The 12,687-nt window shown below is 62.2% G+C and carries 9 protein-coding genes and 1 pseudogene; 4 read left to right on the plus strand and 6 right to left on the minus strand.

Translation table 11 applies throughout. The annotated features are described in order from the left end of the window. Together Q0672_RS14680 and Q0672_RS14685 are read right to left on the minus strand one after the other, a co-directional pair. Positions 1–431 (minus strand): annotated as a pseudogene (locus Q0672_RS14680) (nitrite/sulfite reductase); the annotation flags it as partial. A gap of 42 nt (positions 432–473) precedes the next feature. Continuing rightward, positions 474–1,253, minus strand: coding sequence for a sulfite exporter TauE/SafE family protein (locus Q0672_RS14685; protein WP_298623305.1), 780 nt, complete (start codon positions 1,251–1,253; stop codon positions 474–476). Positions 1,254–1,375: 122 nt separating this feature from the next. Between Q0672_RS14685 and cysB the strand changes: the two genes are divergently transcribed. Further along, positions 1,376–2,317, plus strand: a complete 942-nt coding sequence (gene cysB, locus Q0672_RS14690; protein WP_153163192.1) for an HTH-type transcriptional regulator CysB — start codon at positions 1,376–1,378, stop codon at positions 2,315–2,317. Positions 2,318–2,335: 18 nt separating this feature from the next. On the opposite strand, the gene Q0672_RS14695 is transcribed toward cysB, so the two are convergent. Then, positions 2,336–3,502, minus strand: a complete 1,167-nt coding sequence (locus Q0672_RS14695; RefSeq protein WP_298623309.1) for a PEP-CTERM sorting domain-containing protein — start codon at positions 3,500–3,502, stop codon at positions 2,336–2,338. A 319-nt stretch (positions 3,503–3,821) separates the two neighbouring features. On the opposite strand from Q0672_RS14695, the gene Q0672_RS14700 reads away from it, so the two are divergent. Then, positions 3,822–5,600 (plus strand): monovalent cation:proton antiporter-2 (CPA2) family protein, encoded by a 1,779-nt coding sequence (locus tag Q0672_RS14700; protein ID WP_298623311.1) that lies wholly within the window; start codon positions 3,822–3,824, stop codon positions 5,598–5,600. 57 nt (positions 5,601–5,657) lie between these two features. On the opposite strand, the gene Q0672_RS14705 is transcribed toward Q0672_RS14700, so the two are convergent. Further along, positions 5,658–6,842 (minus strand): hypothetical protein, encoded by a 1,185-nt coding sequence (locus tag Q0672_RS14705; RefSeq protein ID WP_298623314.1) that lies wholly within the window; start codon positions 6,840–6,842, stop codon positions 5,658–5,660. A 163-nt stretch (positions 6,843–7,005) separates the two neighbouring features. Here Q0672_RS14705 and Q0672_RS14710 point away from each other — a divergent pair, with 163 nt between their 5' ends. Further along, positions 7,006–9,246: a hypothetical protein gene (locus Q0672_RS14710; protein ID WP_298623316.1), complete on the plus strand. Its 2,241-nt coding sequence runs from the start codon at positions 7,006–7,008 to the stop codon at positions 9,244–9,246. Between the two features lie 190 nt (positions 9,247–9,436). After that, positions 9,437–10,402 (plus strand): hypothetical protein, encoded by a 966-nt coding sequence (locus Q0672_RS14715; protein WP_298623318.1) that lies wholly within the window; start codon positions 9,437–9,439, stop codon positions 10,400–10,402. A 55-nt stretch (positions 10,403–10,457) separates the two neighbouring features. On the opposite strand, the gene Q0672_RS14720 is transcribed toward Q0672_RS14715, so the two are convergent. Then, positions 10,458–11,390, minus strand: a complete 933-nt coding sequence (locus Q0672_RS14720) for an asparaginase (protein ID WP_298623321.1) — start codon at positions 11,388–11,390, stop codon at positions 10,458–10,460. Between the two features lie 382 nt (positions 11,391–11,772). Further along, positions 11,773–12,501 carry an amino acid ABC transporter ATP-binding protein gene (locus Q0672_RS14725; RefSeq protein ID WP_153163196.1) on the minus strand — a complete coding sequence of 243 codons (729 nt, stop codon included), beginning with the start codon at positions 12,499–12,501 and terminating at the stop codon, positions 11,773–11,775. Between the last annotated feature and the right edge of the window lie 186 nt (positions 12,502–12,687).

The following is a 12,687-nucleotide window of genomic DNA, read 5'->3' on the forward strand; positions in this document are numbered from 1 at the left end:
GGGCGCGGGTCGATGTATTCGTCGCCGGCGACGCCCGCGAAGGGGTCGGAGGTGATGTTGCGGATGCACGCGCCGGAGGTCTGGATGGCGTGCATCTCGACGGTGGCGAGCTCGGCCAGGATCTCCGGCACGACCTTCAGCTCGGGCCAGTTGAACTGGAAGTTCTGGCGCGTGGTGACGTGGGCGTAGCCCTTGTCGTGGGTGCGCGCGATGTGGGCCAGCTTGCGCACTTGGGTGGACGACAGCAGGCCGTAGGGCACGGCCACGCGCAGCATCGGGGCGTGACGCTGGATGTACAGGCCGTTCTGCAGGCGCAGGGGGCGGAACTCGTCGTCGGTGAGCTCGCCGGCCAGGTAGCGGCGGGTCTGGTCGCGGAACTGGGCGACGCGTTCGTCGACGATCTTCTGGTCGTAGGGGTCGTAACGGTACATGATTTTGTGATGTGTCCTGGTTGTCAGGGGCGCGCTGCCTGGTCAGGCCGCGATCAACTTGCTGCCCACCAAGACCAGCATGGTTGCCAGAATCGGACGCAGCACCCGGTCGGGCACCCGGGTGGAAATGTGGCTCCCCAGCCAGATGCCGGGCAGGGAGCCGATCAGCAGGCTGCCGAGCAGGGCCCAGTCCACGCTGCCGAGAAACCAGTGGCCGATGCCGGCCACCAGCGTGAGCGGCACCGCGTGGGCGATGTCGCTGCCGACGATACGCAGCGTGGGGAGGCGAGGATACAGGAAGAACAGCGCGCTCACCCCCAGAGCGCCGGCGCCCACCGACGAGATCGACACCAGCACGCCCAGCACGGCGCCGGTGGCGATGGTGAGGATGGCGGTGCGGCGCGGGTTCTCGCGGCCTTCGGAATGCTTCAGGGCGAAATCCTGGATCTTCTTGCGGAAGATGATGGCCACCGCGGTGAGCAGCAGGGCGATGCCCAGGGCGACCTTGATCAGGCCGATCGCGCCGCCGATGCCACCGGGAAAGAAGTTGCCGACCACCAGCAGGGTGATCGCCGAGGCTGGGATGCTGCCGGTGGCGAGGCGCCGGGTGACGCTCCAGTCCACCGTGCCCTTGAGGCCGTGGGCGAGGGTGCCTCCGGCCTTGGTGATGGCGGCGTAGAGCAGGTCGGTGCCCACCGCGACCGAGGCCGGCACGCCGAACAGCAACACCAGCAGCGGCGTCATCAGCGAACCACCGCCCACGCCCGTAAGGCCGACGATGGCGCCGACGGAGAAACCTGCAATGGTGTAAGCGATGTCCATGATGAGCCCCAATGTCTTGTGCGGTGCATCGTAAACGGAGCGGTTAGAGGGTAGAAGTCGGTTTGAGTTAAACTATAAGAACAAAAAGTTATATAGGCCGCGCAGCGGCGGCGGGAGCAGGTATGAACATCCAGCAATTGCGCTACGTTTTCGAGGTGGTCCGCCATCGCCTCAACGTGTCGGAGGCGGCCGAGGCGCTATTTACGTCCCAGCCGGGGGTGTCGAAGCAGATCCGTCAGCTTGAGGACGAGTTGGGCATCGAGATCTTCGTGCGCCACGGCAAGCGCCTGGTGGCGGTTACCGAACCGGGGCAGCAGGTGCTGGCCATCGCCGAGCGGATGCTGCTCGATGTCGACAACCTGCGTCAGGTGGGGGCCGAGTTCAGCAACGAGGCGAGCGGCAGTCTGTCGATCGCCACCACCCACACCCAGGCCCGCTACGCGCTGCCGCCGGTGATCCGGGCCTTCATGACGCGCTACCCCAACGTGCGCTTGTCGCTGCATCAGGGCAACCCGCGCCAGGTGTGCGAATACGTGCTTTCGGGCGAGGCAGACATCGCCATCGCCACCGAGGCCATCGCCGAGGAGCACGAACTGGTGATGCTGCCCTGCTACCAGTGGAACCGCTGCGTGATCGCGCCGGTGCGCCATCCCATTCTGAGCACCCAGCCGCTCACGCTCGAGGGTATCGCCCGCTATCCGATCATCACCTACGACTTTGCCTTTACCGGTCGCAACCAGATCAACAAGGCCTTCATCGGCCGGGGCCTGAAGCCCAATGTGGTGCTCACCGCCATCGACTCGGACATCATCAAGACTTACGTGGGCATGGGGCTGGGGATCGGCATCCTGGCCAGGATGGCTTACGACGCTGCGGTGGACAAGGATCTGGGCATGCTCGACGCCGCGCATCTCTTCGAGTCGAGCACGACCCGCATCGGCGTGCGCCGCAACGCGTGGCTGCGCGGTTACGTGTACGCCTTCATCGAACTGTTCGCCCCCCACCTGTCGCGCCACGTGGTGGACGCGGCGCTGGCGGGGGGCGGCGAAGACCCGGGGCTGTGAGCCTGGGCGTCGAGAGCCTCAACGGCGCCGGAGGCGGAGGACGACGGCGCCGATCAGGCCGAGGGCGGCGAGGGTGAGGGTGGCAGGTTCGGGTGTTTCGTACATCGCGCTGCCGGCGAGGATGAAGACGTCGCCGAAGCCGCCGCTGTCGCAGTTGGTGGTCTCGCCACCGTCGCTCAGGTAGCCGGCGCCATTGCCTTTCGTCGTGCCGCCGAAGCAGCCGAACAGCAGGCGCACCGAGATGGTGTCGTAACCGGCGCCGATGTAGCTCTCCAGGCTCGCGTTGAGCTCGGGCAGGAAGGCCAGGAATTCGGCGTTCTCGGTGCCCTGGGAGTTGTCGATGCTCTCGATCAGGGCGCCGGTCGAGCCGGTGGCGGACGGGCAGCTGCCGCCCGGGTTGCGCAGGGTGGTGTGCTCGTAGATGCAGATCGTGCCGTAGACGGTCGCGAAATCGGTCGAGGCCGGCGCATCGTAAAACTGCTTGGTGCTGGTGAAGGCCCCGTACGGCATGCCGGTGTCGCGCCCGACTTCGTAGTGGATGTCGGGCAGGGCGCCGTCGGTGTCGCGGACGGTGATCAGCCCCCAGTAATCCACCGAGGTCGTGGCGCTCTGGGGCTGGTTGTAGTCGAAGCCCAGCATCAGCTCGTGGCGCACGCCGCCGATGGTGAGCGCATCGCGCAGCCACACGGCGTTCACGTCCCAGGTGCCGATGTTGTCGGCGCCGGCGGCGAGCTGGTTGTTGGCCGGATCGCTCATGTTGCCGGCTTCCATCGTGGTGCCGGTGGCGCGTCCGGTGGCGAGGAAGTTGTCGCCGCCGCGGTTGGTCTTGAAACCGTTCTCCACCCGGCTGCCGTCGGCGGTGGGCGGATTGGTCGGGCTGGTGTCGCTGTTGTCGAGGGGCGCCGCGCCGCCGGCCTGGACGACCACGGTCTCCTTGAGCAGGCCCTGGGGCGTGGCGAGCAGGTAGCCGCCGCTGTCGGTGCCGGTGCCCTGGGCGAGGCCGGCGATGTAGTTGAGCATCGGGGCCGAGCAGCTGAGCATGTCGCCAAAAGTGGCGCAGGCCGGTGAGCTCTTGTCGATGGCAGGGCCGGCGTAAACGGCGAGGGGCGTGGCGCTGGCAAGGGGTGACAGAAATGCTGAAACGATCGCGGCTGCTGCCAGGGCCTTGTTTTTGCTGATTTTCATTTTTTCCTCCTGGATGCTCCGTGGGAATTCGGGAAAAACCAAACAAGACACCAAAATTTACGCATAACCCGTGCCGAATTTAGAGTTTTTCGGTAAGTCGTCGTTTTTGTTTCGTTTTTGACGTTTGTCGATTCGCTCGGCGTAAGCGGCCAGATGGGCGGTGTAAAACCGGGCGACACGGCCCCGGGCGGGGCGGGCCGGATTTGCGTGACGGAGTTGGCAGCCGGCGGCCCGATTGTTTCCGGATCCTTCCATTTCGAATTGCCGCGGCGCTTTGTGAGAGACTTGAACGCTCCACGCCGCCCTCCGTTTTTCCATCATGCAATCCCTGACGACCTTCGCCGCCCTGTTGCTGGCTTCCGTGCTTTTCGTGCCACTTTTCAAGCGCGCCGGGCTGGGCACGGTGCTGGGCTACCTGGCGGTGGGCATGCTGATCGGCCCCTACGGCGTGAAGCTCGTGCGCGATCCGGACAACCTGCTCCACACCGCCGAGCTGGGCGTGGTGCTGCTGCTCTTCGTGATCGGGCTGGAGCTCAAGCCGTCGCGGCTGTGGGCGCTGCGCAAGTCGGTGTTCGGGCTGGGGGCGATGCAGCTCTTCGGGGTGGCGGCGGCATTGGCGGCGGCGGGCCGGTACACGGGTTTGTCGCTGTCGGCGGCGGCGCTGGTGGGGATCATCCTGGCCCTGTCGTCCACGGCTTTCGTGCTGCCCACCCTCGCCGAGCGGCGCGAACTATCCACCCGTTACGGGCGGGAGGCCTTTGCGATCCTGCTGTTCCAGGATCTGTCGGTGATTCCGCTGCTGGCGCTGATCCCGCTCTTCGGCACCGGCAAGCCCACCGCGCTCACCCATCCGGCGGTGGGCCTGGGGCTGCTGGTGGCGGTGGTGGTGGTGGGGCGGCCGCTCCTCGATCTGCTGTTCCGCCATGTGGCGCGGGTCAATAGCCGGGAGATGTTCACCGCCGCGGCGCTGGTGACCGTGCTGGGGCTGGCGCTGCTGATGCAGGCGGGCGGGCTGTCCATGTCGCTGGGCGCGTTCATCGCCGGCGTGCTGCTGGCCGATTCGGAGTTCCGCCACGAGCTGGAGGCGTCCATCGCGCCCTTCCAGGGCTTGCTGCTGGGGCTGTTCTTCATGGCGGTGGGGATGTCCACCAACCTCACCCTGCTGGTGAAGTTTCCGTGGCAGATCATCGGCCTCACCGCCGGGCTGGTGATGATCAAGATTCTGGTGCTGTACGGCCTGCGCCGGCTGGTGGGTGGGCCCAAGCTGGGTTCGCGGATGCTGGCGCTGGCGCTGGCCCAGGGCGGCGAGTTTGCCTTCGTGCTGTTTGATGCGGCCCAGTCGTTCAAGGTGCTGGGCGAGGTGCAGGCCGACAAGCTGACTTTGGTGGTGGCCCTGTCGATGGCGGTGTCGCCGCTGCTGCTGATGTTTGGCGACTGGCTGGCCCGGCGCGAGGCGGGCCGGCGGCCGCCCAAGGCTTACGACCAGATGCCTTCCGAGGCGAGCGACGTGGTGATCGCCGGTTTCGGCCGGGTCGGCCAGGTGGTGGGCCGGCTGCTGCTGGCGCGAGGTATCGGCTTCACCGCGCTGGATGCCGACGCCGGGCAGGTGGAGACCGTGCGCAAGTTCGGCTTCAAGGTGTTCTACGGCGACGCGGCCCATCTCGATCTGCTCCATGCCGCCCAGGTGGGTGAGGCCAAGGTCTTCGTGCTGGCCATCGACGACGTGGAGGCGTCCCTGCGCACCGCCGAGCTGGTGAAGAAGCATTTCCCCCATGTGCAGATCGTGGCCCGGGCCCGCAACCGCTTCCACGCCAGCCGGCTGATGGACATGGGGATCGAGCGGCAGATCCGCGAGGCCCTGCCGTCGAGCCTCGAGATGGCCCGGTGGACGCTGGAACTCCTCCACGAGCCGCCGGCGCTGGTGGATCAGATGGTGAGTCGCTTTGCCCGCCACGACGCCGAGGTGCTGGCGCGCCAGCAGGCCATCGACCACGACGAGGGCAAGCTCATCCAGTCGTCGAAGGAGGCCCGCGAAGAGCTTGTGCAGATCCTCGAGGAAGCCCGCGAGGCGTTTACCCGCAAGGTGAAAGGAGTCTGAGGCGCGGTTAAGTCTAGAGTGGCACAACCCGGTGGGGGGCACTCTGGCACGAGGCGCTCAACTACGAATAGCCGGGATGCTGTTAAGTAGGCCTACTAAGGCTGCCTGTCGGCGCGTATTTGTCTTAGCAAAAACCTCCCGTAGCTGGGTCTTAACCGTCGGCAACTTGAGGTTCTCTGCCGCAGCATAATCTTCAAGGGTTGTTCCGGTTGCCAGGGCCTTGGCTACGCGTGCTTCCGCAGGGGTCAGTCCAAACAACTCAATGAGCTGTTTCATCGTAACCAAGCGCCGGTTGGTTAGCGGCGTAAACAAGCACATCAGTGATCGCAAAGAGCCTCCAGAGCCGAGATCATCTACCGGTTTGGGCATAAACAGCGTCAGACTGTAACGGGGAGTCCCGTTTCCAGCGTCCGGTAACTGCAGGCTGCCTGGTTCGCCTGTGCATGCGCATCGCGCCAGGAGGCGCATAAAGCGCTGCTGAAATATGGGGGCTGATAGCACGAGCATGCCCCGCCGGCTTTGCAAATGTTTGCCTTGCCTGAGAAGACGCTCGCCGTGACGATCGGCAAACAGAATATTCCCATGGATGTCTACCGCGATGAGTCCGTTTCCGGATGTATCGAGGGCAGCGGACTGGATGGCCGCTCGGCGGCGATGGCCTTCGAGCTCCTCGCTCAGTTGGAATGCCCTTCCAAGGTGTGGCACGAGCCGGCGTACGAGAGCTTCCTCGTTTCTCGAAAAGCCGGGGTGGTCGCCACCTCGCTGCATGCCGATAACGTATTCGCTTGTTGCTGATCGTAGTACGCAAGAGCCTATTGCGTAGCGGAGTCCCTCAGGGATTAGGAAGTCCTGGTAGAACTCGCTGCGGGCTACGTAGTGTTCGTCGAAATGCTGCTGACAATTGACCACTTCACCCGTCGGGGCGCTCCGGGTCAGTGTGGCGCGGGTGTCGAGTCCAGCGTAATACTCGGTGTAGCGCACCGGTGCCTGTGCCGAAATCCGCTCCCCTCCCAAGGACACAATGTCTGGGGGCATGTTGGACGCGGAGACGTGGTAGCGCAGAAGAACCCAGGCGTCCATGTGCAGCCATGCGCGTAGCGTCTTGAAGACGGAGACCCAGGCCGCAGGCGCTTGGGGAGCTTCGTAGATGGTCCTGACGACGACATCGTAGGCGTTGAGGTCCATGGGTTTAAGGCAGTTGATTTCGTGGTAAGAGAGCCAGCGCACAATGCTTTCATCCATATGGATGATGTTTTCATCCTAGATGGCGGTTATGTTGAAGGCAACCACCTAGACAATCTCGTGTGATAGGAGCCCCAACATGCTCGCCGATTTCCGCCCTCGAGCCTTCCAATCTGTCTGTCGTGCTAGCGGCGGTCTTGCCGTTGGTGTTTGGGCTGTACTAATGCCGGCGCAGGCGGCTGACTACACCCCCGTTTTTCGGGAGCTTCAGCGGATCCAGAACAATCAGCTTGAGCAGGAGCGGATCAAGCAGCAGAATCTTGAGCGGGAAATTCAGCAAGAGAGTGCGCGACAGCAGGCCGTGGCGGAAGAGGAGGCACGAAAGCGGGCTGAGGCCATCGAGCAGAAGCGTCGCAATGAAAGGGCGGAGGCGGTTGCGACTAGCCCACCGGATGCCTATAGGGACTACCTGCCCCTGCATCGCGACCTGCTCACCCGCTCGGAGGCGCCGCCTCCGGATCGCGCCATCGAGATATCTCCTCGTGCAGGCATGACCTTTTCGGATGATGAGCGTCGCGTGGCCTACGTCGACAGAGAGGGTCAGTTGGTGGTCGAGGATCTAATGTCAGGCCAGAGGATAGTATTCCCCATGGCCAATCCGCAGAAAACCTTATCCTCCACTGTCCAGTGGCGAGGGGACTACTTGCTATTGAGTAAAGAAGGGCCTGATAGTCTTGAACTCTTCGATTCCAACGGGCGGTCTCTGAAGAGTTGGACGGGTATGAAAGGTTATTTTGCTGGAGGGCGTGCTTCACCAGGCATGAAGCTGATTCTCTTTAGTGGCGAACCGAGTGCTGAGGGTGGATGGTCACAGGTCTCGGTTTATGATGTGGTTTCTGGAAAAGAGACAAGTGTTGACTTTGGCTCCTCGCAGCGTATCCATTCAAGCCGAGTTCGGAAAGATGCAAGCCTTGAACTGTTGACTGAAGGAAGTGGACGTTTTTCATACTACGTAGATGGGCGGAACGTAAGTCAATTTAAGGGCAATGTAGGGATGGCGTGGCGTTTTTTTCTTGATGTGCCTTATGCTATATCGTACTCATACAGCGGTGATAAGGCGGCCTATCTTTGGGCGCTTAATGATGGGAGGTTGCTGTGCCTCATAGGGCATGGCGATTATTCAGCCTTTTTTCAATTTGATAGTGATATATTTTACAGTGCATATCCTGCGGGGCGATTTTCTTTGTCAAGTTGCCAGTTTTCCTCGATGGGAAGTCCCTCCGCTAGGCTGACAAGGTTCAAGAGCGCTCTGATCCTAGATGACGGAGATGCTGGTAAGGTGGACGTTGTTGAGCCCGGAGGAAATCAAATCGTAAAGAGCTTTTCGGTCTCTCGGGGGAGGTGGTTTGATTGGTATCTTGATGGGGTTGAAGTGCTGCTGCGCGCTGATACTGATGAGTATAAGAGACTTGAGGCTTATTCTCTTGTTTCTGGCGAGCGGATATTGGATCTGACGGTTTCCGATAATGAGTCTATTTACGGCTCCGCATTGCCAAAAGGGGGGTGGGTTCTTGGGAGAGTATTCTATGGGCTCGGCGACGGCCGGCGCCAGGAGTATCGCCTGTGGCGTGTGGCTTCTCTCGTCAATTCTGGTCTTAACCAACTCTTGGCTCAGTCTCGAAAGGATCGGTTTGAATCCGCCGAGGCATTCCGAAAGCGAGTGGCTGGATTAAGAATGCCCTATGAAATGCGCGTTGAGTTGGGTGAGTATGATGCCGATCAAGGGCGGTTCCAGGCGCGTTGGCGGGGAGCTTCGCTAAGTATCCCTGTTGCACCGGAAGTGGCTCGTAAGTTCGGTGATGCCCGGACAGCAACGTTGCGTGGGAAGTTGCAGGTTCTGGACGATCAGTTCTTCCGTCTAGCTGATGCGAGTATCGTTCAGCCCGATGGAGGGCTTGTTAGTCTTCCCCAACCTGCACACTTTCCCGGAAAGCCGGCTGTACGCATGACTGCCACGGATAAGGACGAAGGGATGGCGTCACCTGTGGCATCGCCTTTTACCGGGCCGGCCGTTGCTTCCTGTGCAGGTAGTCTTGCTGAAATAGGGCGCCGCATTCCGGCGTTCTCTGCACCGGAGTTGGCGTCAATCCGGAGGGAGATCGTTGGCATGTCCATTCCCACGATCTGGGCATCTGCGAAGGAGCAAGGTTATGACGCGTCACGTGCTGCCGATGCTGCTCGACAGCAGGCGTTTGCCCAAGACAAGGTAGCCAGAGAGGCTGCCGTGACGGCCGGTCAGACCGACGCTGGTAGCGGTTCAATCGAAAAGGCAAAGGCCGGGACATTGCCGCTCAATTTTGCCTGTTCTGGTGCTCATGGAAATGCAGTGTGTGCTTATCTCATCAATACCTGGTCTGCCATGGCAAGTCGGGAGGTTGCCCAGCGGATTGCCTCCTGTCGATAGGGCGCGGTTTTGGTGTTTTGGTCGAAGGACAGCGTATCGGTATGGAATGCATCGGTATGCTTTGTGATGCTATGTTTTTCGGTCGTTTTACGAGGTGAATTTTCTGGAAAGAGAGGATGATATGAAGGCGTTAAAGATCGTACTCTTGCTCGCTTCTTGCCTGATTTTCTCGGGGTGTAAGAGTGTCTCGATGTCTGATAGAGGCTTGAGCCGTTTAGATGTCATCCCCGGTACGTGCGATGCGGCAGGTATTGAGTGGCTTGACCGCAAAATCCTTAATTCCCACGTTGGGCGTGACGATTATAGTTCAAACAAAGTTGCGAACGAGTTTGCGCTGTTTGCGGTGGCGAGCGAGAATGCGTATGCAGAAGTGCTGGATGACGGAGTGCTCGCAGAGAATATTCCGCGGGGCTCTAAGCGTGGTTTCCTAGTTAAGGACTACGATCCGCGTTGGCAGCTGTTGCAGCGTTTGCATTTCGAAAATGGCTTGTCCTTCGACGTATATTACAAGGAGGAGGATGCTGAGCTACCTGCCTCCGCAATGATGTTAGCCATCAGAGGGACGAATGAAGGGGCAGATGACTGGATCTACGGGAATATTCCCTGGATTGCGAGTCTTTTTTCTCAGGAGACCCAGTTCGAAACCTTGCGCAAGGAATTTCAGAAAATCGTTGTGTCGAAGGGAAAAGGGCAGAAGCGTCCTTATGTCTTTGCCACTGGGCATTCGCTGGGTGGCGCTTTGGCGCGTCATCTGGCGGAGGCCTATCCCTGTACGTCAGCAGTCGTTTTTGATGCATCCCCTATAACCCTGGAGACGACCTTGACGCCTAGAATGCTAGGAGGGCTTGTGATCGATATTGTTGAGCGCGATGACGAGCTTCGGGTTGCTACGAATTGGCTTGCTGATTTCTCACGAGATAATGATTACGTCAAATTCAGGCTGAATCCAGTATCTGCCGGAAACTTTCAGCACTCCGAAACGGGCTTTGCGGTCGCCTTGCCTCGCTATGTGCTTGATTGTCGGGCGCGCGGTGGTAGCTGTGAGATCAAGGACTCAGATCCTGGCGTTGCTCGAGCCAGAGCGGTGTATTGTGGTAATCCAAAGAATAGCGATATAAAGAAGAGCTATGGGGTGAATGATCTAGTTTGTCGGTGAAGAGGGCTCTAATTGTTTATTGATGGTGGATATGCAGAGCCTGAGGCATGCCTCTTCACATTGAGCTTTGGCCTAATGTCAATTTCCACTGGGGCTCGTCAGTGGTTAAGGCCAACATCAGCGCGATGCGGGCCTTGGGTGGCGGCAGGCTGCCGGCGGTGAGCCAGCCTTCGGCGTCGTCGTCGTCGGCGGCGTTGGCGTTGCGGATCACCGGCCCGGCGCAGCGGCTGGCCCGGACGATCACCACCCCTTTCTCCCTGGCCCGGCGTAGCGCCGGCAACCATGCCGACGGCACGCTGCCGTGGCCGGTGAGGGCCAGCACCAGCCCCCTTGCGCCCTCGGCCACGCAGGCGTCGATCAGCCCGGCCGGCGCGCCGGCGTAGCCGGGCAGGATGTCCACCCGCGGCAGGGCGTCGGCAGCGAGATCGGCAAAGCGGCCGTCCGGGCGGGCGGTGGTCCAGTCGGCGGACGATTCGAAGGCATCCAGCCCGCTGGTGCGGGCTTTCTGCAGGTGGCGGGCGGTGTGGATGATGGCGTTCATCACCACCAGCACGCCCTTGTCCCGCGCATCCGGGCGGGCGGCGAGGCGCACCGCGGCGAGCAGGTTGGCCGGGCCGTCGGCCTGGGGGTGGTCTGCCGGGCGCATGGCGCCGGTGAGCACTACCGGCTTGCCGCCGGGCACGGTGAGCTGCAGGAAATACGCGGTTTCTTCGAGCGTATCGGTGCCGTGGAGGATCACCACCCCATCCGTTGCCGGATCACCCAGCGCGCGGCGCACCGCGGCGAGGATCGTCAGCCAGCCCTCGGGCGTCATGTCCTTGCTGTCGAGGGCGAGCACCTGCTCGGCGGAGAGATCGAAGGCGTCGAGGCCCGGCACCGCGGCCAGCAGCGCGCCCACGGGGCGCACGCCGGCCCGGTAGCGGGCGCCGCCGGATTCCGGATCAGCTTCGCCGGCGATGGTGCCGCCGGTGGCGATGAGATGGATCATGGTCGTGGGGCAGGGGTGCGGGGGATGGCGCCGAGCATGCCACTGGATGCGGCGGGTTTGAAGCCCGGACCTGCGTGTCTGGACCTCAGGGGGACGAGTGGACCTTTGAGGTCGGCGTTTGCAGGTCTGAGGTCCGATGCTGCACCTAAAAGGTGCAAGCGTGGACCTTGGAGGTCCGACCTTGCGGGTCTGAGCTGCATGTGTGCAGGTCTGAGGTCCGGCATCGGACCTCCAGGGTGCAGGCGTGCCCAAAAAAGATGCGCGCCTGCACCTCAGCGGTCCGACCTCGGATGTCCGAGGTCCGTGGGTGCAGCCTGGAGGTTCGACGGTGCACCGCTGAGGGGCATGGCCGGACCTTCGAGGGGTACGCGCGCCCCTTGGGTCAGTGTTGCAGGATCTTCGCCAGGAACTGCTGGGCGCGCTCGGAGCGCGGGTTGGCGAAGAAGGCTTCCTTGGTGTCGTCCTCGACGATGCGGCCGCGGTCCATGAAGATCACCCGGTTGGCCACCTTGCGCGCAAAGCCCATCTCGTGGGTCACGCACATCATGGTCATGCCTTCCTGGGCGAGCTCGACCATCACGTCGAGCACCTCGTTGATCATCTCCGGGTCGAGGGCCGAAGTGGGCTCGTCGAAGAGCATGCAGATCGGGTCCATCGACAGGGCGCGGGCGATTGCCACGCGCTGCTGCTGGCCACCCGAGAGCTGGCCGGGGAACTTGTCGGCGTGGGCCTTGAGGCCGACCCGGTCGAGCAGCCCCACGCCCTTGGCGCGGGCTTCTTCCTTGCTGCGGCCGAGCACCTTCTCCTGGGCGATGGTGAGGTTCTCGGTGATGCTCATGTGGGGGAACAGCTCGAAGTGCTGGAAGACCATGCCCACCCGGCTGCGCAGCTTGGGCAGGTTGGTTTTCGGGTCGCCCACCGAGATGCCGTCCACGTGGATGGTGCCGGACTGGAAGGGTTCGAGGCCATTGACGCACTTGATGAGGGTGGATTTGCCCGAGCCGGACGGCCCGCAGACCACCACCACCTCGCCCTTGGCGACCCGGGTGCTGCAGTCGGTGAGCACCTGGAAGCTGCCGTAGTGCTTGGAAACCTTGTCGATCGTGATCATCTGGATTGAGTCCTAAACCGTCGCCATCCGCTTCTGCAGCCGCCGCACCACCTGCGACAGGGAGAAGCACAACACGAAATACACCGCGCCCGCAAAGAGCAGCAGCTCCACCAGCCGGCCGTCCCGGTCGCCCACCTTGTAGGCCGCGCCGAAGAAATCGGCCAGCGCCGACACATACACCAGCGA

Source organism: uncultured Zoogloea sp. (assembly GCF_937894855.1).
Taxonomy (GTDB): Bacteria; Pseudomonadota; Gammaproteobacteria; order Burkholderiales; family Rhodocyclaceae; genus Zoogloea; species Zoogloea oryzae.

Coding starts and splice junctions, on each gene's coding strand:
- Q0672_RS14685 (WP_298623305.1), bottom strand. CDS start 1,253: ATGGACATCGCTTACACCATTGCAGGTTTCTCCGTCGGCGCCATCGTC.
- Q0672_RS14720 (WP_298623321.1), bottom strand. CDS start 11,390: ATGATCCATCTCATCGCCACCGGCGGCACCATCGCCGGCGAAGCTGAT.
- Q0672_RS14710 (WP_298623316.1), top strand. CDS start 7,006: ATGCCGGCGCAGGCGGCTGACTACACCCCCGTTTTTCGGGAGCTTCAG.
- Q0672_RS14705 (WP_298623314.1), bottom strand. CDS start 6,842: ATGGATGAAAGCATTGTGCGCTGGCTCTCTTACCACGAAATCAACTGC.
- Q0672_RS14715 (WP_298623318.1), top strand. CDS start 9,437: ATGTCTGATAGAGGCTTGAGCCGTTTAGATGTCATCCCCGGTACGTGC.
- cysB (WP_153163192.1), top strand. CDS start 1,376: ATGAACATCCAGCAATTGCGCTACGTTTTCGAGGTGGTCCGCCATCGC.
- Q0672_RS14695 (WP_298623309.1), bottom strand. CDS start 3,502: ATGAAAATCAGCAAAAACAAGGCCCTGGCAGCAGCCGCGATCGTTTCA.
- Q0672_RS14725 (WP_153163196.1), bottom strand. CDS start 12,501: ATGATCACGATCGACAAGGTTTCCAAGCACTACGGCAGCTTCCAGGTG.
- Q0672_RS14700 (WP_298623311.1), top strand. CDS start 3,822: ATGCAATCCCTGACGACCTTCGCCGCCCTGTTGCTGGCTTCCGTGCTT.